This window comes from Burkholderia cenocepacia (genome assembly GCF_014211915.1).
GTDB classification, from domain to species: domain Bacteria; phylum Pseudomonadota; class Gammaproteobacteria; order Burkholderiales; family Burkholderiaceae; genus Burkholderia; species Burkholderia orbicola.
On record NZ_CP060039.1, the window covers coordinates 702,931 to 728,704 of the forward strand.

21 protein-coding genes and 1 pseudogene are annotated in these 25,774 nt (G+C 66.3%); 13 read left to right on the forward strand and 9 right to left on the reverse strand.

Annotated elements, in window-relative coordinates:
- From vioA to SY91_RS03290, 5 genes are all read right to left on the reverse strand, one after another.
- Positions 1-1,146 carry a dTDP-4-amino-4,6-dideoxy-D-glucose aminotransferase VioA gene (gene vioA, locus SY91_RS03270; protein WP_185921064.1) on the reverse strand — a complete coding sequence of 382 codons (1,146 nt, stop codon included), beginning with the start codon at positions 1,144-1,146 and terminating at the stop codon, positions 1-3.
- A 27-nt stretch (positions 1,147-1,173) separates the two neighbouring features.
- Positions 1,174-3,510 (reverse strand): tetratricopeptide repeat protein, encoded by a 2,337-nt coding sequence (locus tag SY91_RS03275; RefSeq protein ID WP_185921065.1) that lies wholly within the window; start codon positions 3,508-3,510, stop codon positions 1,174-1,176.
- 260 nt (positions 3,511-3,770) lie between these two features.
- The gene (locus SY91_RS03280) at positions 3,771-4,070 is read right to left on the reverse strand and encodes a flagellar protein FliT (RefSeq protein WP_124476725.1); all 300 of its coding nucleotides are present in this window, start codon (positions 4,068-4,070) and stop codon (positions 3,771-3,773) included.
- Between the two features lie 25 nt (positions 4,071-4,095).
- Entirely contained in the window at positions 4,096-5,604 is a 1,509-nt protein-coding gene (gene fliD / locus SY91_RS03285) for a flagellar filament capping protein FliD (RefSeq protein WP_124476724.1), read from the reverse strand.
- 132 nt (positions 5,605-5,736) lie between these two features.
- Positions 5,737-6,894, reverse strand: coding sequence for a flagellin (locus tag SY91_RS03290; protein ID WP_006496250.1), 1,158 nt, complete (start codon positions 6,892-6,894; stop codon positions 5,737-5,739).
- A gap of 530 nt (positions 6,895-7,424) precedes the next feature.
- On the opposite strand from SY91_RS03290, the gene rpsU reads away from it, so the two are divergent.
- Positions 7,425-7,637: a 30S ribosomal protein S21 gene (gene rpsU / locus SY91_RS03295; RefSeq protein WP_006401410.1), complete on the forward strand. Its 213-nt coding sequence runs from the start codon at positions 7,425-7,427 to the stop codon at positions 7,635-7,637.
- 164 nt (positions 7,638-7,801) lie between these two features.
- On the opposite strand, the gene SY91_RS03300 is transcribed toward rpsU, so the two are convergent.
- The gene (locus tag SY91_RS03300; protein WP_185921066.1) at positions 7,802-9,925 is read right to left on the reverse strand and encodes a TonB-dependent siderophore receptor; all 2,124 of its coding nucleotides are present in this window, start codon (positions 9,923-9,925) and stop codon (positions 7,802-7,804) included.
- A 229-nt stretch (positions 9,926-10,154) separates the two neighbouring features.
- On the opposite strand from SY91_RS03300, the pseudogene SY91_RS03305 reads away from it, so the two are divergent.
- Positions 10,155-11,392 (forward strand): annotated as a pseudogene (locus tag SY91_RS03305) (PepSY-associated TM helix domain-containing protein).
- Positions 11,393-11,525: 133 nt separating this feature from the next.
- Here SY91_RS03305 and SY91_RS03310 read toward each other — a convergent pair.
- Entirely contained in the window at positions 11,526-12,128 is a 603-nt protein-coding gene (locus SY91_RS03310) for a DNA-3-methyladenine glycosylase I (protein ID WP_006477342.1), read from the reverse strand.
- A gap of 142 nt (positions 12,129-12,270) precedes the next feature.
- Between SY91_RS03310 and SY91_RS03315 the strand changes: the two genes are divergently transcribed.
- Together SY91_RS03315 and SY91_RS03320 are read left to right on the forward strand one after the other, a co-directional pair.
- Complete coding sequence (locus tag SY91_RS03315; protein WP_185921067.1) at positions 12,271-13,152, forward strand: BadF/BadG/BcrA/BcrD ATPase family protein; 882 nt, start codon at positions 12,271-12,273, stop codon at positions 13,150-13,152.
- A gap of 155 nt (positions 13,153-13,307) precedes the next feature.
- A complete protein-coding gene (locus tag SY91_RS03320) occupies positions 13,308-14,132 on the forward strand; it encodes a Cof-type HAD-IIB family hydrolase (RefSeq protein ID WP_011546718.1) in 825 nt (274 codons plus the stop codon).
- Positions 14,133-14,263: 131 nt separating this feature from the next.
- Here the strand turns inward: SY91_RS03320 and aqpZ are convergent, their stop codons facing one another.
- Complete coding sequence (aqpZ, locus tag SY91_RS03325; RefSeq protein WP_006477345.1) at positions 14,264-15,007, reverse strand: aquaporin Z; 744 nt, start codon at positions 15,005-15,007, stop codon at positions 14,264-14,266.
- 298 nt (positions 15,008-15,305) lie between these two features.
- Here aqpZ and SY91_RS03330 point away from each other — a divergent pair, with 298 nt between their 5' ends.
- Positions 15,306-15,602: an H-NS histone family protein gene (locus SY91_RS03330; protein ID WP_006489320.1), complete on the forward strand. Its 297-nt coding sequence runs from the start codon at positions 15,306-15,308 to the stop codon at positions 15,600-15,602.
- Between the two features lie 111 nt (positions 15,603-15,713).
- Here SY91_RS03330 and SY91_RS03335 read toward each other — a convergent pair whose 3' ends face one another.
- A complete protein-coding gene (locus SY91_RS03335) occupies positions 15,714-16,778 on the reverse strand; it encodes a glycosyltransferase family 4 protein (RefSeq protein WP_011546717.1) in 1,065 nt (354 codons plus the stop codon).
- 661 nt (positions 16,779-17,439) lie between these two features.
- Here SY91_RS03335 and flhD point away from each other — a divergent pair.
- The 8 genes from flhD to SY91_RS03375 all read left to right on the forward strand — a co-directional run bounded on the left by flhD (position 17,440) and on the right by SY91_RS03375 (position 25,772).
- Positions 17,440-17,760, forward strand: a complete 321-nt coding sequence (flhD, locus tag SY91_RS03340) for a flagellar transcriptional regulator FlhD (protein ID WP_260632414.1) — start codon at positions 17,440-17,442, stop codon at positions 17,758-17,760.
- A gap of 92 nt (positions 17,761-17,852) precedes the next feature.
- On the forward strand, positions 17,853-18,407 hold the full coding sequence (gene flhC, locus SY91_RS03345; RefSeq protein ID WP_006493184.1) for a flagellar transcriptional regulator FlhC: 555 nt from the start codon (positions 17,853-17,855) through the stop codon (positions 18,405-18,407).
- A 192-nt stretch (positions 18,408-18,599) separates the two neighbouring features.
- Positions 18,600-19,460, forward strand: coding sequence for a flagellar motor stator protein MotA (gene motA / locus SY91_RS03350; protein WP_006477350.1), 861 nt, complete (start codon positions 18,600-18,602; stop codon positions 19,458-19,460).
- Positions 19,461-19,473: 13 nt separating this feature from the next.
- Positions 19,474-20,493, forward strand: a complete 1,020-nt coding sequence (motB, locus tag SY91_RS03355) for a flagellar motor protein MotB (RefSeq protein ID WP_011546714.1) — start codon at positions 19,474-19,476, stop codon at positions 20,491-20,493.
- Between the two features lie 16 nt (positions 20,494-20,509).
- The gene (locus SY91_RS03360) at positions 20,510-20,887 is read left to right on the forward strand and encodes a response regulator (protein ID WP_006477352.1); all 378 of its coding nucleotides are present in this window, start codon (positions 20,510-20,512) and stop codon (positions 20,885-20,887) included.
- Between the two features lie 33 nt (positions 20,888-20,920).
- Positions 20,921-23,185, forward strand: a complete 2,265-nt coding sequence (gene cheA, locus SY91_RS03365) for a chemotaxis protein CheA (protein WP_185921069.1) — start codon at positions 20,921-20,923, stop codon at positions 23,183-23,185.
- A 48-nt stretch (positions 23,186-23,233) separates the two neighbouring features.
- Positions 23,234-23,749 carry a chemotaxis protein CheW gene (cheW, locus tag SY91_RS03370; RefSeq protein WP_012327702.1) on the forward strand — a complete coding sequence of 172 codons (516 nt, stop codon included), beginning with the start codon at positions 23,234-23,236 and terminating at the stop codon, positions 23,747-23,749.
- 37 nt (positions 23,750-23,786) lie between these two features.
- Positions 23,787-25,772 (forward strand): methyl-accepting chemotaxis protein, encoded by a 1,986-nt coding sequence (locus SY91_RS03375; protein ID WP_185921070.1) that lies wholly within the window; start codon positions 23,787-23,789, stop codon positions 25,770-25,772.
- The last annotated feature ends 2 nt before the right edge of the window (positions 25,773-25,774 follow it).

Below are 25,774 nucleotides of genomic sequence, written 5' to 3' on the forward strand. Positions count from 1 at the left end.
TCAGTGCTCCGCGATCACACCGACGATGCGCCGCAGGTCGTATTCCGTCAATGCTGGATAGATCGGCAAGCACAGCACCTTCATCGACGCTTCGGCAGCGACCGGCAGATTCGCACGGCTGGCGGATGGCAGGCCGCGGTACATCGGAAAGTCCGAGATCAGCGGGTGGAAATAGCGGCGCACATAGATATCGCGATTGCGGAATTGCGTGTACAGCGCGTCCCGGCTTAGCGAATATTCCGGTTCGACGAGGATCGGGAAGTAGGCATAGTTTGCAGCGATCTCGCCGGCGTCCGGGAGGCAGCGGATGCCCGGTATGTCACGCAGCAGCTCCCGGTAGCGGGCGTCGATTTCCCGACGGCGGGACAGCGCGTCGTCGATGTGCTGAAGCTGCAGCAGTCCGAACGCCGCATTCACCTCGCTCATCTTTCCATTAATGCCGGATGCGACGACCGTGACCTCGTCGACGAATCCAAAGTTCTTCAGGTGGTCGATGCGCTGTTTCGTTTTCGCATCGGGGCAAATGATGGCGCCGCCTTCGAACGTGTTGAAAACCTTGGTTGCATGGAAGCTGAGAATCGACAGGTCGCCATGTTTGAGCACACTGCCGCCGCCGGTTCGCACACCAAAGGCGTGCGCGGCATCATAGATCACGCGGAGGTTGTAGTTGTCGGCTATCTTCTGAATCGCGTCGACGTCGCACGGATGTCCGTAGCAATGCACCGGCATGATTGCCGTCGTCTGAGGCGTGATCGCCGCCTCGATTTTTGACGGGTCGAGATTGAGCGTGCGCGGATCGACATCGACGAATACCGGCTTGATGCCATTCCACAGGAGCGAATGCGCCGTCGCGACGAACGAGTAAGGCGTCGTGATCACTTCGCCGGTGATGCGCAGCGCCTGCAGCGCGGTGACAAGCGCGAGCGTGCCGTTCGCGAATAGCGACAGGTACGGGACGTCGAGATACTCGCACAGCGCGCGCTCGAACTGTTGGTGGAACGGGCCTCCGTTGGTCAGCGTCCGGCTTTCCCAGATCTTCTCGAGGTAGGGCAGAAATTCTTCGAGTGGAGGTAGATGCGGTTGCGTGACGTAAATGCGTTCGTGCGGCAATTGAGCGACGGATGCTGCGGGCAGGCTTGCGGTCATGATGGTGTCTCTCGATTGGCGTGACGTTCAGGGCTGTGCGGTGCCTGTGTCGTTGAACAACGGCGTGTCGAATGCAGTAGCAGGTTCTCCTGCACACCAGCGCGTCCACATGGTGCGCAGCGCCGACGACAGTCCGGCTGCAACGACGGCCGGCCGGAACGCGGCGGATTCCGCACAGCGTGCGCGCAGGCCGGTGCGCAACGCCTGCATCGAGGCGGTGTCACGGCCGAGCGCGAGCGCCTTTGCGACGAAATCGTCTTCGTTCGTCGCGATGTAATTATCGAGACCAACGTGCTGCAGCCAGGTCGCACTACCGCGACCGGCCAACGTCGTGCCGGGGAAGGTCACGGTCGGGACGCCCATCCACAGTGCGTTCAGCGTAGTGGTTGAACCCGTGTACGGGAATGTGTCGAGACAAAGATCGACACCATGGTGCTGCTGCATGTACACAGGGATGTTCGAACGGCGGTGAAACGACAGCCGTTCGACATCGATGCCAGCGGCGGCAAACCACTCGGTCAGCGTATGCTGATCGCCGTCATTACCGATCGCGCCGAGCGCCATGCGAGCGGTCGGATTCGCATGCAGTACATTCGCCCAGACCGAAATTACGTGCCGGCTCAACTTGTTCAGCCGGTTGAAACTGCCGTAGGTCGTGTAGCCGTTTCGCAGTGCAGGAAGCACGTTGACCGGTGGGCAGTGCGGCGGCGGCATAAATGGCGCACTCGCCGGTAGCCGCACGATCTGCTCGATGAAATGGTCCTCGAATTGGCCATGCGGTGCGACGAATCGATCCGTCAGGTAATAGTCGATCGCGGCAATCCCTGTCGTGACCGGATAGCCGATCCACGACGCTTGGACAGGGGCAGCGCGCTGAGCCAGTGCGACGAGGCGGTTGCGGCCGGTATGGCCTGACAGATCGATCAAGATGTCGATTCGGTCGTTGCGGACGCGCTCGAGGAACGCTCGGTCGCTCATGCCGGCGATATTGCGCCAGTTCTTCGTGCAAGCCTTGAAGCGTTGGGATATATGGTCTTCGTCGACGTGGTTGTGATAAAAGTGCATCGCGATGCTCGCATCCGTCGCAAGATGCTCGATCACGGGCAGCGCGTAAGAAGCGACCGCATGGTTGAACAGGTCGCCTGACACGAAGCCGATCTGCAACTGGCGCGTCGGGTTGCGCGAATTCGAGAAAACTGGAGGGCGTTTGCGTTTGTGATTCTCGTGGAGCCGACCGAATTTGCGGTGTTCGTCGAACAGCATTTGCGGAGAGACGTCACTGCCATGTACGAGGCAGAACAACATGCTGCTGTGCGTCACGCTATCGGTCGGATCGATTTCGAGTGCGCGCCGCAGCCAACCTAGCGCTTCCTGTGTCGCACCCTGTTCGAGCAGGACGAAGCCGAGTGTGCTGTTTGATGCAGCACTGTTGGGCGCCAGTTCGACCGCACGCCGGCAGGTGGCGATCGCTTCGTCCGTGCGACGCAGCGCGAAAAGCACAAGGCCGTGGATGCGCAGCCCTTCCGGATGCTCCGGATGAACTTCGAACAGACGGCGACACTGTTCGTCCGCCTCCGAGAAACGCTGCATCAGGCGCAGCGTATCAACGAGGAGAATGCGCACGAGCACTTCTTCCGGCAGCAGATCGACCGTGCGCATGCCTGCATCGATCATCTCCGTAAAGCGGCCGTCTCTGTGCAGTGACGCGGACAGTGCACGCCAGCATGCGCCGTCGTCCGGGAATTCGGCGACGAGTCGCCGAGCATAGGCGACGGCCTCCGCATGCTTGCCCTTGCTGAAAAGCGCCGCGTGCTTTTGCAAATGGTTCTGGCTGGCGCGGTTGATCGGCCGGCCGCTCTCGTTTTGCCCTGCTCGACCGGCGGTGATTTCCGCGACGATGGCCGCGTCGATGCGACTCGCTGTGTCGACCGCGGCCGCGGTTGCAAGCACCAGATCGGGTGCCGCCATCTGTGCGATCAGGCCGTCGAGCGCCGGACCATGCACGCCGCGTTGTTGCGCGATTTCGACCGCGATCCATGCGGCCGGCGTCTGGCCGCTGCGATGGAGCGCGTGAATGTAGCTGACCCAGTAGTAGCCGTTGGCCGGATTCGCGCCGATCGCGGCTTCGAAATGTGGCACCGCGTCGGCCGGACGGCCCGTATCGACCATCAGCACCGCGAGGTTGTAGTGTGCGTCCGCGTGGGCGGGCACCGCGTCGAGGATCGCCTCGTACAGCGCTTGCGCGTCGTCGAAAGCGCCGCTGCGCTGGCATTCGAGCGCGTTGTCCATGACGAGCGCAATGTCCTGCGCAAGCTGCTGTTCGGGCGTGAACGCGGCGGAGACGGGCAGTTCGGTCGAGAACATGATGAAATCTGCGGAAAGTCGGTCGATACCATTATGGGTAGCGTGCCGTCGCGCCGATGCCGCGAGGTGACGGGAAAAGCCCGGTCAGTTTGGCCGATTGAACGGTCAGCCGAGGCCGGGACGGTGCGGCTGACGGCGCCCCAAAAAAAACGCCCGCACGAGGCGGGCGCGGAGGCGAACGAGCACGCCCTCACATCAGCGCGTAGTTCTTGTTGTCGGGTTGGCCGCGCATGCGTGTCGAGCACGCCGCGTGGTGCGTCTTAACGGTTCGCGATGCTCTGGTACTGGCCGACGGCCTGCACGCGGTTCATTGCCGCCTGGTATTCGTCGGTCAGCTCCTGCTGCGCGCGTTGCGCGTCGGCGAAGATCCGGTCGTTGCTGGCCTGCATGCGGCGGATCGCGGCGATGCCGACGGGCGGCTGGTCGGTGGAGAGCAGCGCGACGAGCGATCCGCGCGCATCGACGAGGCGCACGGCCTCGGCCCAGTCGGCCATCGCGGCCGCGTGTTCGATCGCGTCGGTGAACGCGTCGATCTGCGCAATCAGTTCGGTCTGTTCCATCTGGGCTCTCCTGTCCGGCTAGCGGTCAGCTCTTGTTGTTCGCCAGCGCGCCGCCGCTGTTCGCGCCGCCGAACAGCTGGGTCAGGTATTGCGAGTTGCTGTTCATCGTCGCCATCAGCGTGTTGAGCGCGGTGAACTGCGCCTGATACTGGCTCGTGAGCTGGGCTGCGTAGTTCGACAGCGTCGTCTGCTGCTGGGCGACGTTTTTCAGATCGTTGCTGAGCGCGGTCGTGCGCGCGGCGATCAGCCCGTTCGTCTTCGTGTAGTTCGTGATGTTCGTCGTCAACTGCTCGCCGATCCCGTTGGTCGAGTTGAACAGCGATGCGACACCCGTCGGATTGTTCTGCAGCGCGCCGTTGAGCGCCGTGCTGTCGACCTTCAGCGTGCCGTCGGCCTGCAGCGTGACGCCGATCGACGCGAGGTTGACCGTCGAGCCGTTGCTGGTCACGCCGCTCGCGACAATCGACGCGAGTGCGTTCTTGATCGTGTTCAACGTCGAGTCGCCGAGCAGCGGGCCTTGCGATGACGCGCCGGACGTGAAGCTCGACAGCGAGCCCATCGTCGTGACGAGCGTGTTGTAGAGCGTCGCGAAATTGTTGATCGCGGCGGCCTGGGATTTCGTGTCGGTCGCGACCGTCAACGTTTGCGGCTGCGTGGCGCTGACGGCGGCGCTGGTCAGGTTCAGCGTGACGCCGGTGATCGCGCTCGTCACGGTGTTGCTCGCGCTGGTGCCGGCGATTCCGTTGATCGTGAACGCGGCGTCCTGCGCGGCGGTGCTTTGTTTCCACGCTGCGCCGCTATTCGCGGACGTGATCGTCGACTGGCCGCCCGTCGTGCTGGCCGTCGACGTGACGCCGAGGCTGGACAGGCCGTTGTCGCCGGCGACGTTGCTGAGCGCGACGCCGATCGTGCTCGCCGCGCCGGTCGGCGTCGAGCTGAGCACGAGGTGCGCGCCGTCGCTGCCGTTGACGACCGACGCGACGATGCCCGGGTTCCCGGTCGCGGTGTTGATCGCGGCGGCGATGCCGGACAGTGTGTTGTTGGTGCTGTTGACGTCGACGGTAAACGACTGGCTGCCGAGCGACAACGTCATCGTGCCGGTGCCGAGCGCGGTCGACGCGCCGAACGCGGCCGACGACAGCGACTGCGACGTCGCGATCTGCGTGACGCCGACCGAATAGCTGCCGGCCACTGCGCCGGCACCCGCGGTCGCGGTGAGGCCGGTGCCGCTCGCGGTCGCGGTGAAGGTGTTCTGCAGCGAGCCGTTCGACAGCGTCGTGAGGCTGGCCTGCAGTGCGCTCAGCGCGGCCGACAGCGCGCCGTACGCGGAAATCTGGGTGTTGTCGCTGCTTTGCTGCGCGTTGAGCGCGGCGGCCTGACCGGCGGTTTTCGCATTGACGAGTGCCGTCACGAGCGAGTTGACGTCCATCGACGAGTTGCCGGTCGAACCGCTGATGATCGATTGGGCAGCCTGCTGCAGCTGGCTGTTGGCCGAATTGTTGGCGGCTGTGACGGCGGAATTGATCGTCGACATCGTAGTGCTCCGTGCGGCGGATGATCCGTGGAATTCTGGGTGAAGACCTGGCGGTGGGGCAATGCCCCGCGCGCCAAGTGACTGCGGCCGGGCCGCGCGTTACGCGGGGCCCGGCCGTGGGTTGCTACGCGATTACTGCAGGAGCTTCAGGACCTGCTGCGGCAGCGAGTTTGCCTGTGCGAGCACCGAGATGCCAGCTTGTTGCAGCACCTGGTTCTTCGACATGTTCGCGGTTTCCTGCGCGAAGTTCGCGTCGGTGATCTGCGACTGTGCCGACGACAGGTCGGTCGATTCTGCCTGCTGCGCCGTGGCGATTGCCGTGAAGCGGTTTTGCGCCGCGCCGAGTGCCGCCTGCACGTTGTTCACCGTCTGCAGCGCGTTGTCGATCGACACCATCGCGACGTTCGCGCCGCTGACGGTGCTGATGTCGAGGTTAGACACGGTAGCCGGCTTGTTGACGGCGTTGATTTGCGCAACGGCGTTCGAGATCGCAGTGAGCGACGCCGACGACATGCTGGTGCTGGTTGCGCCCGCGCTGATCGCAATCTGCGTGACGGTCGCGCCGTTCGAAGCGGTGGCGGTCGACGTCGTGAAGACTGCCGATACCGCGGCAGCCGAGATGGCCGAGCCGTTCTGGTCGGTAAACGTGAAGCCGCCCTTGCCGTCCGACGTCACGTTGATGGCCGTGATCGCCGCACCCGACGACGTGTATGCGCCGGTGGAATCGAGGCTCAGGCCGGTGATCGTGCCGACCGTCTGGCCGCTCTGCACGACGCCGCCGCCGATCTTCGCCGCCGACATGCTCTGGCTCAGGTCCAGCGAAATCGTCTGGCCGACGTTCGCGCCAACCTGGAACGACACGATGCCGGCGTTGCCGTTCAGGATGTTCGTGCCGTTGTACGTCGTTTGCGACGCGATACGGTTCACTTCCTGGATCTGCTGCGAAACTTCCTGCTGCAGTGCCGCCTGGTCCGTTGAGGACATCGTGCCCGTCGACGCCTGGACGGCCAGCTGGCGGATACGCTGCAGGCTGTTCGTCAGCGACGACAGTGCGCTCGATGCCGTCTGGATCATCGACACGCCGTCGTTGGCGTTCGACACGCCCTGGTTCAGACCGTTGATCTGGGTCTGCATCCGGGTCGAGATCGCGAGGCCGGCTGCGTCGTCCGCTGCGCTGTTGATGCGCTTGCCCGACGACAGGCGCGTGATGGCCTGGGACAGGGCGTTTTGCGAGCCGTTGAGGTTCTGCTGTGCAACCAGCGAGTTGATGTTGCTGTTAATTCCGAGCATGGAAAAATCTCCTGTGTAAGCCGAAAGCCCTGGAAAGCCGTTTTGGCGTCGGCGGAAGCACTCGTTCATTGCTGGCCGCCTCAGAGCAGGATTTCGGCGCACCAAAACAAAACTTGAGGGGCACGTGGAGATTCGGCCCGATTTTTTATCCTTCTTTGTCATTTCGGACCGGCCCGGCACGGTGCCGGATTAAACGGGGGCAGAAACCGGCCCGATGCGGTTTCGGCACGCAGTCGTGACGCTGTGCACACACGACCGACAAAAGGGTGGTTTTGTCTGTGATTCCCTGCTATCATGGCGGGCTGAATTGAGATTTTCTGTCACGCCTTTGCCGGTTTCGGCATGTCTGCTGGCAGTCAAACGCGGCGCTGCACGCGGTTGTGAAGCGTACTCGCGGTGCTTTCCGCCTCTCTTTTCCGGCCTCCGAGGCCGTATTTCCGCTCGTTTCGCCTGTTGTGGGAACGCTCGGATGGCCGGTGCGTGGCGCTTGGCCGCTACGTTTTTGACCGTTTAAGCAATTTAGGAACGACATGACGACGATTCTTCTGAAAGAAAACGAGCCGTTCGAAGTGGCGATTCGCCGCTTTCGTCGCGCTATCGAAAAAAATGGCCTGATCGCTGAACTGCGTGAGCGCCAGTCTTACGAAAAGCCGACCGCAGTCCGCAAGCGCAAGAAGGCAGCAGCCGTCAAGCGCCTGCACAAGCGCCTGCGCAGCCAGATGCTGCCGAAGAAGCTCCACTAAGAGCGTCTGACGGTTCGCCGCGAAACGGCGGAGTGTGCCTCGAAAGAGGCCGCTCCGCCGTTTTGCTTTTTGCAGGCCGGGAAAATCCCGAGGCTGCGGCGGCCGACGGGCCGCGCGGCGGCGCCGGCCGGCCGCCTGCGGTATGCAGCCGCCTGCCGCCGCGTTCAGAAGTCGATCTTCGCGCTCAGGCTCACCGTGCGCGGATCGCCCGGCTTCACGTAGTCCGCGTACTGGTATTCCCAGTAACGGCGGTTCAGCACGTTGTCGATCGATGCGCGCAGCGTCACGTCGTGGCGGCCGACCCGCGTCAGGTAGCGCGCGCCGGCGTTGACGACGAGAAAGCCCGGCGCGTCGAGGCCGCCGGCCGCGCGCAGCGGCGTCGCGCCGGTGAATTTCGCGTCGACGCCGAGCGTCAGCCCCGGCACGCCCGGCACCGCATAGCCGAGGTCGCCCGCGAGTACGAAGCGCGGCGCGCCGGCGACACGGTTGCCGTTGTTGCCGATCCCGTTCGCGTACCACGCGTCGAGCAGCATCGCATCGACGCCCGCGTTCCAGTGCGCGCCGAATTTCGCGCGCGCGCCGACCTCGATCCCCTGAATGATCGATTCGCCGTCCTGCACGTAGACGTTCGCGGCGTTCGCATATTCGGCGCTGCGCTCGATGCGGAACAGCGCGGCCGTCGCACTCCAGCGCGCGTGCTCGCTCTTGATCCCCAGCTCGTACTGCTTGCTGCGCAGCGGCTTGAGCACCTGTCCCGCGTTCGCGTAGACGTCGTTCACGCGGCTGCCGGGCTCGAGCGACTCGGCGTAGCTCGCGTACGCGGTGGTCGTCGGCGCGAGCTTGAACATCACCGCGAAAGTCGGCGTCACCACGCCGTTCTGGCGGTAACCGGGGTCCTCGGCGCCGCTTGCCTGGAATGCGCGCTGCTCGTAGTTCATGTAGCGCACGCCGGCCAGCACCGACCAGCGCTCGGTCAACTGCACGGTGTCGCTTGCGAACAGCGATTTCTGCACGATCTCGCTCGTGCGGTACTGGATGAAGCCGTGCGGACTCTCGTAGCGGTACGGATTCGGCGCATAGAGGTTGCCGGCGCCCAGCGGCACGAACACGCTGTTCGCCGAATAGTCGTTCGCCTGCTTCTGCCACGACGCGCCGAGCACGATCTGATGGCTGAACGGGCCGGTGCGCACCTTGCCCTCGACCATCGCGCGCCATTGGCTGAAGCGGTGATCCTCCATGCCGACGTAGCGGCTGTCGGTGTAGTTGCCTGCGGCGTCCTGCAGGTACAGGGTGCTTTCGTTGCGTCGGCGTGTCGCCTTGCTGTAGCTGTACGCGACGTCGAGCTGCCAGTCCGGCGCGAGCTGGTATTGCAGCCCGGCCGTATAGAGCTGCAGGTTCGTGTTCAGGTACTGGTCCTTGCCGCCCAGGTTCGTCGACCCGCCGCTGATCGTGGCGGGCAGTGCGCCGCCCGGATAGCTGCCGGTGAAGATCGACGGCGTCTGGCCGGTCGTGCGGCGATCCTGGTACAGCGCACCGAACGACACGGAGAGGTCGCGCGTCAGGTTCGCCTGCAGCGCGAGCGACACGCTGTCCCGGCGGATGTTGCCGTCGTTGTACGTCTTGCCTTCCTCGTGTGTCGCATTCAGCCGCGCGCCGAACATGTCGTTCGGCCCGAAGCGCTGGCCGAGATCGACATGCTCGGTCCATACGTTGGTGCTGCGGTAGCCGATGTCGACGCTGCGCACCGGCTCGGCGCCCGGCTGCTTCGTCACGTAGTTGACGACGCCGCCTGGCGTCACGAAGCCATACAGGAAGCCGCCGAGCCCCTTCAGCAGTTCGACGCGCTCGAGCTGCTCGTACGGCATCGTGATGCCGTACGTGACGAACGGCAGCCCGTCGATCTTGTAGCCGTTCTGCCAGTCGAGCTGCATGCCGCGCACGGTCATGTAGCTGGCCCACGCGCTGTACGCGCCGCTGTTGTCGGACACCGATGCGTCGTTCGCGAACACGTCGCCGAGCTTGTACGGTTGGCGTGCCTCGAGTTCTTCCGACGTGACGATCGTCGTCGAGAACGGCGTGTCCAGCTGGCGGCGGGTGCCGAGTGCACCGGTCGAGATCGTGTCGGTCAAGTGTTGGGGTGAATCGTGTGCGGCCGTGATGTTCAGGGCAGGCAGGACCGCGGCGTCGCCGGACGAATCATCCGCATGCGCGAGCGAGGCGGCAAGGCAGGCGAGGGCGGCGGCCACGCGGCGTGGACGGACAGGAGGGCGGGTAAGGCTGACGGTCATGGCGAGCGAGCAAAAATGCGAGTAAGAATCATTCGCATTGCGTTAAAATGTCGCGCATCGTATCAAAACCCGCCCACCGCGCAACAATTCCATGCCGCGTACAAGGGCATCCGGCCTTGCCTGACCCGGCCGGGTGACCGTTGCGCGGCGCCCGACATCGAATGAACTACCTCCCGTCGAATCGGGGCCGCCGCTCGTGCCGGCCCGCCTTCCTTTCGCTGCGCACGCGATGAATGCGTTCCTGCGACCGTCTCTCGTCCGCCTGCACCGTTGGTTCGGACTCGCCATCGCGCTGTTCCTGTTCGTCGCGGGGCTCACCGGCGCATTGATTGCGTGGGACCACGAGCTCGACGCGGCGCTGAACCCGGATTTCTATATCGCGCGCAGCGGCGCGGCGCCGCTGGCGCCGCTCGAACTCGCGGCGCGCATCGAGGCGGCCGATCCGCGCGTGCAGGTGACCTATCTGCCGCTCGCGGTCGAACCGGGGCACACGCTGCAGGCGGGCGTGATGCCGCGTACCGATCCGGCGACCGGCCAGCCGTATGCACTCGGTTTCAGCCAGATCGCCGTCGATCCCGCCACCGGTGCGGTGCAGGGTCGCCGCGAATGGGGCGCGCTGTCGCTCGCGCGGCTCGACCTGATGCCGTTCATCTACCGGCTGCACTATTCGCTGTTCCTGCCCGTGTACGGCGGGATCAACTTCGGGTTCTGGGTGATGGGCGTCGTCGGCATCGTGTGGGCGATCGACAGCCTGATCGCGCTGGTGCTCGCGTTTCCGAACCTGAAAAGCTGGCGCAAGTCGTTCGCGTTCCGTGTGCGGCGCGGCGGCTATCCGCTCGTGTTCGACCTGCACCGCTCGGGGGCGTGTGGGTGTGGGGGCTGCTGCTCGTCGTCGCGGTCACGTCGATCTCGATGAACCTTGCCGTTCCGGTCGTGCGCCCGTTGGTCTCGCTCGTGTCGCCGCTCGCGGAGACGCCGTACACCAATCCCGAGCATTTCCCGCCGGCCCCGGCGGGCAGCCAGGTGCTCCCGCGCGAGCGGATCGTCGAGATCGCCCGCTCGGCCGGCCGCGATGCGGGGATCACCGCGCCGCCGGGTGCGCTGCTGTTCGCCCCGGCGATGAACGCCTATGCGGTCGGGTTCTTCACGCCGGGCAACGACCATGGCGACGTCGGGCTCGGCAATGCGTGGCTGTACTGGAATGCGGTGACGGGCAAACCCGTCGCGGCGCAGGTGCCGGGCCGCGGTTCGGCCGGCGACCTGTTCATGCAGGCGCAGTTTCCATTGCACTCGGGGCGGATCGCCGGTGTCGCCGGACGTGTCGCCGTGAGCGTGCTCGGCATCGTGATCGCGATGCTGAGCGTAACGGGCGTCTGCATCTGGGTGAAGAAGCGCAGCGCACGCGGGCGGGCTGCGCGGAGCGCGCGGCCGGTCGTGCCGGCGTCGTCGTCGCGCGCCGCGCGGTAAGGGCCGGGCGGCAAGCACCGAGTACCGAGTACCGAGTACCGAGTACCGAGTACCGAGTACCAAGCACCAAGCGGACGGTGCTATCGTCGCAGGTCGGCGGCGCGGCACCGGCGCCGAACTTGCCTCCGCGCCGTCAGCCCGCCTTGCGCCGGCGGGCCGGCTGTTTGCCGCCGAGCGCCGCGCATTGCGCGTGGCACGGGCAGCCGGCTTCGTGATCGTTGACCATGCCGGTCGCCTGCATCAGCGCATAGCAGATCGTCGAGCCGACGAACTTGCAGCCGTATGCCTTCAGCGCCTTGCTGAGCGCGTCGGACTGCTCGGTCGACGCGGGCGCGTCGCGGTACGACTGCCACGCATTCTGGACTGGCGTGTCACCGACGAACGACCACAGGAACGCGGCGAGCGACCCATGCTCCTCGCGGATGCGCTGCACCGCGCGCGCGTTGGTGACCGCCGATTCGACCTTCGCGCGATTGCGCACGATGCCCGGGTTCTCCAGCAGTTTCTCGATGCGCTTGGGCGTGAAGCGCGCGACGGCATCGACGTCGAAATCGGCGAACGCTTCGCGATAGCCCGCGCGCTTGTTCAGGATCGTCGACCACGACAGCCCGGCCTGCGCGCCTTCCAGGATCAGCATTTCGAACAGGTGGCGATCGTCGTGCGACGGCACGCCCCACTCGGTATCGTGATAGTGAGCGTCCGCTTCCGTCTTCACCCAGTTGCACCGCTGCGACATCGTCTGCCTCGTTTTCAGTATCGATTCGATCGCGCCAGCATAGCGGAAGCCCTTTTGGCGGGATAGCCGGCCGAACGGCAGATGGGCGCGCGGCGCCGATCCGGTTAAGCTTGGCGCCTGTTCGAATCAGCGGGATGAAGGCATGGCGGCATTACTTTTTGCGATCGGCATCGACGGCGGCGGCACGGGCACGCGTGCGGTGCTGGCCGACCGGCATGGGCGCGAGCTGGCGCAGGGGCGCGGCGGCCCGTCGGGGCTCGGTCTCGGCATCGAGCGGGCATGGGCATCGATCGGCGCGGCGTGCGCGGACGCATTCACGCAGGCCGGTCTCGCATTCGACTGGTCGCAGTGCGCGCTCGGCTGCGGGCTCGCCGGCGTCAACAACGCGGCGTGGCTCGCCGCGTTCCGCGCGCAGGCGCCGCTCGGCGCGCTCGCGATCGAGAGCGACGCGTATACGACCGTCGTCGGCGCGCATGGCGGCGCGCCGGGGCTCATCGTCGCGCTCGGCACCGGCAGCATCGCGGCGGCGCTCGACGCGGCCGGCGCGTGCCGGATCGCGGGCGGCTTCGGCTTTCCGTCCGGCGACGAGGCGAGCGGCGCGTGGCTCGGCGTGCGCGCGCTCGCCTACGCGCAACAGGCGCTCGACGGCCGCGTGCCGCGCGATGCGTTCGCCACGGCCCTGCTCGCGGAAACGGGCGCGCAGGATCGCGATGCGCTCGTCCAGTGGTCGTGCGACGCGAACCAGACGGTCTATGCGCGTCTCGCGCCGATCGTGTTCGCGCACCGCACCCATCCGGTCGCGCGCGGGCTGATCGCGCAGGCCGGCGACGAGATCGGCAAGATGATCGACGCGCTCGATCCGCAGCACGCGTTGCCGGTCGCGCTGTGCGGCGGGCTGGCGGACGCGCTCGCGCCGGCCGTGCCGGCACGGCACGCCGCGCGGTTGCGCGCGCCGCTCGACGATTCGGCGCATGGTGCGCTGCGGCTCGCGCTCCAGGCGTTGCGGGCGGCGGAGGCGGGCTAAGCCAAGCCGAGCGGGGTGCGTACGGTGAATGCCGCGTCGCAGCAGCATCGCGCGCGGCGCCTGGCCGGCAACCGCCCGGCAACCGCCCGGCGCGCTGGCGGGCCCGACGTTAAAATGACGCTTCCTCCGTGCCCCGAGCGCCACGCTCCCGCCCCATGTACAAAGTCATCGCCACCGATCTCGACGGTACGCTGCTGAACAGCGACCACCAGCTCGACCCGTACACGATCGACACCGTTCGCCGGCTCGACCGCGACGGCGTGCAGTTCGTGATCGCCACGGGGCGCCACTATGCGGACGTCGCCGGCATTCGCGACGTGCTCGGCATCCGGCCGTACCTGATCACGTCGAACGGCGCGCGCGTGCATGCGCCGGACGACACGAAGATCCACGCGCAGGACATCGACGCAGCGATCGTGCGCAGCCTCGTGCAGCCGGCAGTCGTCGGCGCGCACGGCCGCGTGATCGTCAACCTGTTCACCAACGACGGCTGGCTGATCGACCGCGACGCGCCGCACCTGCTCGAATTCCATCAGGATTCGGGCTTTCGGTACGACGTGATCGACATGGCCGCGCACGATGGCGCCGATATCGCGAAGGTGCTGTATATCGGCGAACCGGCCGACCTGGCGGTCGTCGCGGAGCAGATGCGCGTGCAGTTCGGCGACGCGCTGTACGTCACGTACTCGCTGCCCGACTGCCTCGAAGTGATGACCGCGAACGTGTCGAAGGGGCGCGCGCTGCGCGCGGTGCTCGCGCGGCTCGGCGTCGATGCCGGCCACTGCATCGCGTTCGGCGACAACATGAACGACATCGATCTGCTCGAAACCGCCGGTCATGCGTTCATGATGAACAACGCGAACCCCGACCTGATCGCGCGGCTGCCGCACGTCCCGCGGATCGGCAACAACTTCGACGCGGGCGTCGCCCGCCATCTGCGCACGCTGTTCTCGCTGGAAGACGACGTCGTCGCGTCCTGAGCGTCCGCCCCGGGCGCGTGCCCCGCGCGGAAATGAAAAACGGGCGCCAGGGGCGCCCGTCGAAATTGCCTGCCTCGATGTTCTTCGACAGCGTGAGGCTCGCTGCTCTGCTCGCTTGACCCCGTAGTGTTTTATTCGCTTGTGCGAGCGGATGCCGGCAGCAGGTCGACGGCGTCATCACGCCCGGCGACCAGCGGGTAGATGATCCCCGCGAGTACCGCGCCGATCAGCGGCGCGACCCAGAACAGCCACAGCTGGCCGATCGCGTCGCCGCCCACGAACAGCGCCGGGCCGGTCGAGCGCGCCGGGTTCACCGACGTGTTGGTGACCGGAATCGAGATCAGGTGAATCAGCGTCAGGCACAGCCCGATCGCGATCGGCGCGAAGCCGGCCGGCACGCCGCGCTTGTCGGTCGCGCCGAGGATCACGAACAGGAAGAAGCCCGTCATCACGACTTCGCAGATGAACGACGCGGTGAGCGAGTAGTGGCCGGGCGAGCGATCGCCGAAGCCGTTCGTCGCAAAGCCGCTGCCGACGACGTCGAAACCCGGCTTGCCGGTTGCGATCAGGTACAGCACGAAGGCGCCGAGCGTGGCGCCGACGACCTGCGCGACGATGTACGGCGCGAGATCGCGTGCCGGGAAGCGGCCGGCGACCGTCAGGCCGACGCTCACCGCCGGATTCAGGTGGCAACCCGAGATGTGGCCGATTGCGAATGCCATCGTCAGCACGGTCAGGCCGAAGGCGAGTGCGACGCCGGCAAAGCCGATGCCGAGGCCCGGAAAGGCGGCGGCCAGCACGGCGCTTCCGCACCCGCCGAGCACCAGCCAGAACGTGCCGAATACCTCTGCAGCGAGACGCTGAGAAAGATTCATGTAAGGACCTCGTCCAAGTGGGTTGAAGACCCGGCCGACGCAACGGATTTATTTGGTCGTCCGGAATTGGTCTGGATTATAGGAAATGAATCGGGTCCGGGAGGGTAAACGATTGTTAAATTTGAATGGCTGACGAATGCCTTTTATTAGAATAAGTCCGCATTCTCGATATAGACGATTCGGTTAAAGATGGCAGCATTAATTTCGAAGGGCAGGGCGGCAGTGCGGATGACGTAACGGACGTTGGTGTCCCGGCCGGATTCGCCGGGGCCGCATCATCGAAAAGGGGAGTCGAAAAATGTCTCAATACGCGAAACTCAAGGCGCAGATCGCCGATCTGCAGGCCCAGGCGGACGACGTCCGCCGCCAGGAAGTGGCAGCGGTGATCGCCGATGTCCAGCGAATGATTGCCGAATATGGCCTGACGGCCCAGGACCTGGGCTTCGCGGAACGGGCGCGGCGCGGGCGTCCGCCGAAGAAGGCGCCGTTGCCGCCGAAATACCGCGATCCGAAGTCGGGTGCCACCTGGAGTGGGCGCGGCAAGCCGCCGAATTGGATCGTCGGCAAAAACCGCGATCGTTTCCTGATCGAGTGACCGAAGGCCAAAGCAAAAGAGCCGCATCGACGATGCGGCTCTTTTGCTTTGCGGGTTTTGCGCGCCGATTTCGGCGCGGATTTACGGCCTATTTCCGCGCGGATTTTCGCGTCAGGCGCCCGCGACCCGGCGCAATGCCGGTTGCTTGGTTGCCGCGCACAGCGATTCGTAAGTCTCGACGTAACGCTGCGCCATTGCCTTCGAGCTGAAACGCGTGTCGAAACGCTCGCGGATCGCGGTGCGCGACAGGCTGTCGATCCGGTGCAGCGCGCCGACCGCGCCCTGCACGTCCTCGACGATGAAACCGGTCACGCCGTCCTCGATCACTTCAGGCACGGAGCCGCGGTTGAACGCGACGACCGGCGTGCCGCAGGCCATCGCCTCGATCATCACCAGGCCGAACGGCTCCGGCCAGTCGATCGGGAACAGCAGCGCCTTCGCGCCGGACAGGAACGCCGGCTTTTGCGCTTCGTTGATCTCGCCGATGAATTCGACGTGCGCCTGGCCGAGCAGCGGCTCGATCACTTCCTTGAAGTAGTCGGCGTCGGCCTTGTCGACCTTCGCCGCGATCTTCAGCGGCAGCCCGCTTTGCGCGGCGATGCGGATCGCGGTGTCGACACGCTTTTCGGGACAGATCCGGCCGAGGAACGCGAGGTATTCGGGCTTCACGTCCGGCTGCGGCGTGAGCAGCGTGTCGGGCAGCCCGTGGTACACGGTGCCGGCCCACGCGGCCTGTGGCAGCGGCTTGCGCTGGTTGTTCGAGATCGACACGACCGGCGAATCCGGGAACGCGTCGAACACCGGCTGCAGCTCCGGCAGGTCGAGGCGGCCGTGCAGCGTCGTCACGTACGGCGTGTCGAGGCGCGACATCAGCGGGAACGGCAGGTAGTCGAGGTGGAAGTGCAGCACGTCGAATTCGTGCGCGACCCGGGCGACCTGCTCGAGGAGCCGCATATGGGGCGCCATCGAATCGCGTACCGACGGGTCGAGCCGCAGCGCGCGCGGCCACGCCGCCTCGAGACGGGCCGACGTGACGGAGTCGCCGCTGGCGAACAGCGTCACGTCATGGCCGAGTTCGACGAGCGCCTCGGTGAGGTAGGACACGACACGCTCGGTGCCGCCGTAGAGTTTCGGCGGGACGGCTTCGTAAAGCGGCGCGATCTGGGCAATTCGCATGGATGTTCTCCTGTGTCGATCCGGGGCGCGATGACGCCGAGGCGGATCCCGTACAAGGTTGCGGAACTTGCCGACGCACGCGGTTGGCGGTACGTGGCCGGGCCCTGGGCGGGGTGCGCGGAGCGCCGGACGGCAAGCTGCGGGGCGGGCCGGCACGGCTCGCGCCGCCGCCCATTGGAGTCCATTATCGATATCGCCCTGAGGGGTTCGAGTGTTTTTTCAAACACTTAAGGCTTGTTACACGATGAAATACGCGAAAACCCGGAGAAAAAGGCGCGGAATCGTGAATCGCGACAGCCATAACTATTGTTGCGCTATCGTGAAAAAGCACTATAATTTTTACCGATCCGATTGTCGGCAGCCTTGCCGGCAAGCCTTCCACCTCTTGCGTGGCGGCCATCGGAGCCCTTCGCAACCGAATTCGCGTTGCAACCCGTTTTTCCGCTTCCTTTCAATTCGCCTTGTCGGAAAAATTCCTACACGGTTTACAGACAAATCCTGCACGGCATACGCCACTTCGCTGATACCGACATAAATCCCGTTTGGCCAAAATTCGCCCTGTAAGACTATAAACGAGCCGACTGAGCGCCCGGTGCGCGCTGATCGAGCAAACGTTTTCATAACATGAATGGCCAAAGCAAAGCTTTTTAACGGGGGAATCATGAGCGCTACCAGCGAAATGCTCAGTGAGATCAAAGAGGTCAACCTGTCGTACCTCCTCCTCGCGCAGCGACTGCTGCGGGAAGACAAGGCGATGGGCATGTTCCGCATGGGCATTTCCCAGGAACTCGCCGACGTGCTCGCCAACCTCACGCTCGCGCAGACCGTGAAGCTGGCCGCGTCGAACCAGATGCTGTGCCGCTTCCGCTTCGATGATCACGCGGTGCTGTCGTCGCTCGCCGACAAGGGCCGCAGCGATGTCGTCGCGCACGCCCACTCGGCCATCCTGATGGCCGGGCAGCAGGTCGAAGGCGTCCGCTGATCCATCCCGCCTTGCGTTTGTCCCGGCGCGCCGCGCCGGCCGGCAGCGTGTTGGCCATTCATTCGCACAACGTCAAGCGGACGGTTATCACCATGGCAAGCAAAAGCGTCGTGATCGAGGTGAAGGAAATCACCCTCGCCATCGAACTGATCGAACTGGGCGCCCGGCTGCAGCTGCTGGAGGCGGAGACGAGCCTGTCGCGGGACCGTCTGATCAAGCTGTACAAGGAACTGAAGGGCGTGTCGCCGCCGAAGGGGATGCTGCCGTTCTCGACCGACTGGTTCATGACGTGGCAGCCGAACATCCACTCGTCGCTGTTCTACAACATCTACCGGTTCATGCAGGACCACGGCCGCTGCGAGCCGATCCAGTCGATCGTGAAGGCGTACCGGCTCTATCTGGAGCACGTGAACCTGTCCGGCGACGAGGCCGCGCTGAGCCTCACGCGGGCGTGGACGCTGGTGCGCTTCTTCGATTCGGGGATGCTGCAGATGACCCCGTGCACGCGCTGCGGCGGCCACTTCGTCGCGCATGCGCATGATCCGCATCAAGGTTTCGTGTGTGGCCTCTGCCAGCCGCCGTCGCGCGCCGGCAAGACCCGCAAGGCCGCCGCCGCGCGCGCCGAACTGGCTGCCGCCGTGGCCTGAGCGCCGGGCCGGGCAAGGCCGGACGGGGCGCAAGCGGGGCCCGAGTGGCGCCCCGCGGGCCGCGCGAATCGTCCGCGCATTGCTGGTAAACACCGTCGGGCCGCCGCCGCGCGGCCGCGAAAGTTTTCCTGCCGACTGCCGTAAACCTGTTTAACGGCGGTCTCCCCGCCGGTCTTTCGTGAGGGACAGGCAGTGCTGATTATCGTGGGAACACTCGTGACGCTGTTGTCCGTCTTCGGCGGTTATGCGCTGGCAGGCGGGCATCTGGGCGCCTTGATCCAGCCCGTCGAGATCCTGATGATCGTGGGCGCCGGCGTCGGCGCGTTCATCCTCGGCAACGGCGGCAAGACCATCAAGGCCACGCTGCGCGTGCTGCCGACGCTCTTCAAGGGTTCGAAATACACGAAGGACGTCTATATGGAGCTGATGGCGCTGCTTTACGTGCTGCTCGCGAAGGCACGCAAGGAAGGCACGCTGACGCTCGAGGCCGACATCGACGATCCCGAAAAAAGCCCGATCTTCACGCAATACCCGAAGATCCTCGCCGATCGCCACATCGTCGAATTCCTGACCGACTACCTGCGCCTGATGGTGGGCGGCAACATGAACGCGTTCGAGATCGAGAGCCTGATGGACGAGGAGATCGAGACGCACCACACCGAAGGCGAAGGCCCGGCGCATGCGCTGATGCGCGTCGGCGACGCGATGCCGGCGTTCGGCATCGTCGCGGCCGTGATGGGCGTCGTGCACACGATGGCCTCGGCCGACAAGCCGCCCGCGGTGCTCGGCGCGATGATCGCGCAGGCGCTGGTCGGCACGTTCCTCGGGATCCTGCTGTCGTACGGACTGATCGGGCCGCTCGCGAGCCTCGCGGAGCAGCGCGTCGCCGAGTCGACCAAGATGTTCCAGTGCATCAAGGTGACGATCCTCGCGACGCTGAACGGCTATGCGCCGGCGATCGCGGTCGAGTTCGGCCGCAAGGTGCTGTTCTCGACCGAGCGTCCGTCGTTCTCCGAGCTCGAGGAACATGTTCGCCGCGTGAAGGCGAAGTGACGCGGAGCGACCGATGAGCAAGAGCAAGGATCGCGCGATCGTCGTCAAGCGGGTGGCCCCGGCGAAGAAGGGCCACCACGGCGGCGCATGGAAGCTCGCGTACGCGGACTTCATGACCGCGATGATGGCGTTCTTCCTGCTGATGTGGCTGCTGAGCTCGGTCACGCCGGTGCAGCTGAAGGGGATCGCCGAATACTTCAACATGCCGCTGAAGGCCGCGATCCTCGGCAGCGGCGACCGCAGCTCGCAGGAGTCCAGCATCATCAACGGCGGCGGCCGCGACCTGTCGAGCGTCGACGCCGGCACGCTGCGCCGCACCGACGGCACGACGTCGCTCGCCGAGCGCCTCGCGAAGGCGGGCGACGACAATTCCCGGTCGCAGGCGCAGGGCGCGCAGGACCGGCTCGAGCAGACGCGCCTGCATGACCTGCAGATCAAGCTGATGGCCGCGATCGAGGCCAACCCGACGCTGCGCCAGTTCAAGCAGCAGATCCGCATCGATTCGACGCTGATGGGGCTGCGCATCGAGATCGTCGATTCCCAGAAGCGGCCGATGTTCGCGATGTCGAGCGACCACGTCGAGCCGTACATGCGCGACATCCTGCGCGAGATCGGCAAGACGCTGAACGACGTGCCGAACCGGATCATCGTCCAGGGTCATACCGACGCCGTGCCGTACGCGGGCGGCGAGGGCGGCTACAGCAACTGGGAGCTGTCGGCCGACCGCGCGAACGCGTCGCGCCGCGAGCTGATCTCCGGCGGCATGGACGAGGCGAAAGTGCTGCGCGTGCTCGGCCTCGCGTCGACGCAGAACCTGAACAAGGCCGATCCGCTCGATCCGGAAAACCGCCGGATCAGCGTGATCGTGCTGAATCGCAAATCCGAAGAAGCGCTGATGCGCGACGACGCGACGACGACGACGCTGTCCGCCGACGCGGCCGGCTCGAAGCTGCTCGCGCAGCAGCTCGGTGGCCCGACGCCGGCGGTGCGGCCGGTCGTGGCGAGCGCCGTCGCCGTGGCGCCGAAACCCTGACGTTTCCGAGACAGACATGATCCGAACCATTCTCGCCATCGACGACTCCGCGACCATGCGTGCGCTGCTGCAGGCCACGCTTGCGCAGGCGGGCTACGACGTGACGGTGGCGCCGGACGGCGAAGCCGGCTTCGACATGGCGGCGACGGCGCCGTACGACCTGGTCCTGACCGACCAGAACATGCCGCGCAAGAGCGGGCTCGAGGTGATCGCCGCGCTGCGCAAGCTGACCGCGTACGCGGACACGCCGATCCTCGTGCTGACGACCGAGGGCAGCGATGCGTTCAAGGACGCCGCACGCGACGCGGGCGCGACCGGCTGGATCGAAAAGCCGATCGACCCGGGCGTGCTCGTCGAGCTGGTCGCGACGCTGTCCGAGCCGGCTGCCTCCTGACATGAACGCGACGAATTCAACCGGTGACCGGGCATGACTCTCGACATCACTCAGTTCTACCAGACCTTTTTCGACGAAGCCGACGAGCTGCTCGCGCAGATGGAGCAGCTGCTGCTGAACCTCGACGTCGATGCGCCCGATCCCGAGGATCTGGCGGCGATCTTCCGCGCCGCGCATTCGATCAAGGGCGGTGCGGCGACGTTCGGCTTTTCCGCGCTGACCGATACGACGCACATCCTCGAATCGCTGCTCGACCGCGCGCGCAACCATGAGCTGACGCTGACCAAGGAAATGATCGACGCGTTCCTGGAAACCAAGGACGTGTTGTCCGACCAGCTCGTCGACTACCGCGCGAGTGCCGAACCGGACGCGGCCGCCGCCGCGACGATCTGCGCGAAGCTCGAACGGCTGAAGGCCGAAAGCGGCGCGGGCGCGCCTGCTGCGGCCGCCGAGCCTGCGCCGGCCGCGCCGGTTGCACCGGTCGCCGCCGTGGCGCCCGCCGTCGTCGAACCCGCCGCTGCCGGCGATCGCGCACCCGACCATGTGGTCGAACAGGCCGTCGCGGCCGCGCATCCGGCGGCCGACGCCGATGCCGGCGGCCCGCACCTGAAGATCACGCTCGTGGGCGTCGACGCGAAGGATCGCGAACTGCTCACCGAGGAACTCGGTAACCTCGGCCGGATCGTCGGCCGCGAGGAAACGGGCGCGGACCTGTCGCTGTGGGTCGAATCGGACGTGCCGTCCGACGACATCGTCGCGGTGTGCTGCTTCGTGATCGACGAAAGCCAGATCCGCGTCGCGCACGGCACCGCGCCGGCCGCGCAGGCGGCGCCGGCCGCCGCGCAGGGCGCCGCCGCCGAGGCTGCCGAACCGGCCGCCGCCGCGCAGCCGGCACGCGTCGAGGTGTTCGCGCCGCCGCCGGCCGCGCCGCAACCGGCTGCTCCGGCACCGGCGCCGGCCGAGCCGGGCGCCGCCGCCCAGCAGCCGCAGCCGCAACAACACGCTCAATCCCAGCCAGCCGAACACGCGACGCCGGCTGCCGCGCATCACGACGACAAGCGCGCGCGCCCGGCCGCTGCCGCCGCGGCGGGCGCCGAAGGCAGTTCGATCCGCGTCGGCGTCGAGAAGGTCGACCAGCTGATCAACCTCGTCGGCGAACTGGTGATCACGCAGGCGATGCTGGCCGAGACGGCGACCGCATTCGATCCGGCGCTGCACGACCGCCTGTTCAACGGGATGGCACAGCTCGAGCGCAACGCGCGCGACCTGCAGGAAGCGGTGATGTCGATCCGCATGATGCCGATGGACTACGTGTTCAGCCGCTTCCCGCGGCTCGTGCGCGACCTCGCCGGCAAGCTCGGCAAGCAGGTCGAACTGGTCACGTTCGGCCAGGCGACCGAGCTCGACAAGAGCCTGATCGAACGGATCATCGATCCGCTCACGCACCTGGTGCGCAACAGTCTCGACCACGGCATCGAGACCGTCGACAAGCGCGTCGCCGCCGGCAAGGACGCGGTCGGCCAGCTCGTGCTGTCGGCCGCGCATCACGGCGGCAACATCGTGATCGAGGTGAGCGACGACGGCGCGGGCCTGAACCGCGAGCGAATCCTCGCGAAGGCCGCGAAGCAGGGCATGCAGATCTCCGAGAACATCAGCGACGACGAAGTCTGGCAACTGATCTTCGCGCCGGGCTTCTCGACCGCCGAGACGGTGACCGACGTGTCGGGCCGCGGCGTCGGGATGGACGTCGTGAAGCGCAACATCCAGTCGATGGGCGGTCATGTCGAAATCTCGTCGCAGGCCGGCCGCGGCACGACCACGCGGATCGTGCTGCCGCTCACGCTCGCGATCCTCGACGGGATGTCGGTCAAGGTGGGCAGCGAGATCTTCATCCTGCCGCTGAACTTCGTGATGGAGTCGCTGCAGCCGTCGAACGACGACATCTACACGGTCGGCAACGGCGAGCGCGTGGTGCGCGTGCGCGGCGAATACCTGCCGCTGGTCGCGCTGCACGAGGTGTTCTCGGTCGAGGACGCGCGCACCGACCCGACGCAGGGGATCGTCACGATCATGGAAACCGAGGGGCGCCGCTTCGCGATGCTGATCGACGAGCTGGTCGGCCAGCAGCAGGTGGTCGTGAAGAACCTCGAAACCAACTACCGCAAGGTGCATGGCATCTCGGCGGCGACCATCCTCGGCGACGGCAGCGTCGCGCTGATCGTCGACGTCGCGGCGCTGAACCGCGAAACCCGTGCGACGCACGGCGCCCGAGCCGGCGCCGAGCTCGCCGTCTTCTGACTCTCGCCATTCAACCGATTGGGGGCAAACGTGTCTGCTGAAGTCCAAATGATCAATCCGGCCGCGGCGAATGCCGCGACGAGCCGCCGCGACGCGGCGCACGGCGATGCGACGGGCCAGGAATTCCTCGTGTTCACGCTCGGCGACGAGGAATACGGGATCGACATCCTGAAAGTGCAGGAAATCCGCGGCTACGACAGCGTCACGCGCATCGCGAACGCGCCCGAGTTCATCAAGGGCGTGATCAACCTGCGCGGGATCATCGTGCCGATCGTCGACATGCGGATCAAGTTCCACCTCGGCCGCGTCGAGTACGACCACCAGACCGTCGTGATCATCCTGAACGTGTCGAACCGCGTGGTCGGGATGGTGGTCGACGGCGTGTCGGACGTGCTGACGCTGCAGACCGACCAGATCATGCCGGCGCCGGAATTCGGCGCGACGCTGACGACCGAGTACCTGACGGGCCTCGGGACGGTCGACGGCCGGATGCTGATTCTGATGGACATCGAGAAGCTGATGTCGAGCCGTGAAATGGCGCTGATCGAGACACTCGGCGGGTAAGCGCGCCGCGCGCGCAGCAATTTCGGGAGAATCTGCAATGTTGCATAACTGGTCGATCCGCACGACGCTCACGGCGGTCGGACTCATCCTCGTGTGCCTGGCCGCCGCGGTCGGCGGGCTCGGCCTCTACGCGCTGAATCACGCGAGCCGTTCGCTCGACGAGATCGCGCACGTCGACCTGCCGGCGATCCACACGCTGGACGACACGGCCGCGTACCTGTTGCGCTCGCGCGTCGCGCTCGATCGCTTTCGTACGCTGACCGAAGCCGGCAATGCGGCCGACGCGGCGAAGGTGCTCGACCGCGCGCAGGAGCTGTATGCGAAGTCGAACCAGAACTGGCAGACGTTCCAGTCGACGCCGAAGCTCGGCGTCGAGCAGGCGCTCGTCGACGAGCTCACCGCGCGTTACACGACGATCATGAAGGAAGGCGTCGAACCGGAATTCGCCGCGGCGCGCGCGGGCGACATGGCCGCGTACCACGCGATCGCCGACGCGAAGATCAGCCCGATGTTCGTCGCGTTCGACCAGACGGCGGCGGCCGTGATCGCCGCGCTGCAAAAGCGCGCGGAAGAACGCCAGGCCGCGACGCAGTCGCAGATCTCGATGATGATCGCGCTGATCGCGGCCGGCATCGCGCTCGCGTTCGTCGTCGTGATCGCGATCCGCTTCGTCCTGCGCGGGCTGATCGTCCAGCCGATCGAGGACGCGATCGCGCACTTCGAGCGCATCGCCGGCGGCGATCTCACGCAACCGGTGAGCGTGTTCAGCACGAACGAGATCGGCCGCCTGTTCGGCGGCATCAAGCGGATGCAGGACGCCGTCACGACGATGGTGCAGGCCGTGCATCGCGGCACCGAATCGATCGACGTCGGCGCGCGCGAGATCGCGACCGGCAACATCGACCTGTCGCAGCGCACCGAGGAGCAGGCTGCCTCGCTGCAGGAAACCGCGTCGAGCATGGAGCAACTGACGGGCACCGTGCGGCAGAACGCGGAAAACGCGCGGCAGGCGAGCCAGCTCGCGGTGAACGCGTCGGACATCGCGACGCAGGGCGGCGACGTGGTCGGCCAGGTCGTGTCGACGATGCAGGACATCGCGGCGAGCTCGGGCAAGGTCGTCGACATCATCGGCACGATCGAGGGCATCGCGTTCCAGACCAACATCCTCGCGCTGAACGCGGCCGTCGAAGCGGCGCGGGCCGGCGAGCAGGGCCGCGGCTTCGCGGTGGTCGCGGGCGAGGTGCGCTCGCTCGCGCAGCGCAGCGCGAGCGCCGCGAAGGAAATCAAGCAACTGATCGGCGATTCGGCCGAGAAGGTCGACAGCGGGTCGGCGCTCGTCGCGCGCGCCGGCGCGACGATGGACGAGATCGTGCAGGCGGTGCGCCGCGTGACCGACATCATGGGCGAGATCAGCGCGGCCTCCGACGAGCAGTCGACCGGCATCGAGCAGGTCAACCGTGCGGTCGGCCAGATGGATGCGGTCACGCAGCAGAACGCGGCGCTCGTCGAGCAGGCCGCCGCCGCGGCCGCGTCGCTCGAGGAGCAGACGCGCCAGATGAAGGCGATCGTGTCGGGCTGGCGCGTCGCGGGCGGCATCGCGCTCGCGCCGGCACGCGGCGTCGTGCGGCCGGTGGCCCACGAACCGGCGGCGCTGCCGTCGGAAGCGCGCCACGACGCGCCGCTCGCCGCGCTGCCGGCGCCGGCCGCGGCTCAACCGGCCGCACGGCGCGGCGCGCCGGCATCGCGTGCCGCTGCCCCCGCAGCCGCAGCCGCAGCCGCAGGCGCCGCGGCAGCGGCCGCCGAACCGAAGCGTGCGGCCGATGCGGCCGCGCGCACGCAGAAGGACGCACCGGCTGCCCGTGGCGGTACCGCCGCGGGCGGCTACGGCCCGCGTCTCGCGAAGACGGCTGCCGCGGCGGACAAGCCGGCCGCGAAGCCCGCGCTCGTGCGCCCGGCGCTGAACGGCGAGAAGCCGGCGCTGGCAGCCGCCGGCGCGTCGGACGACGACTGGGAGACCTTCTAAGC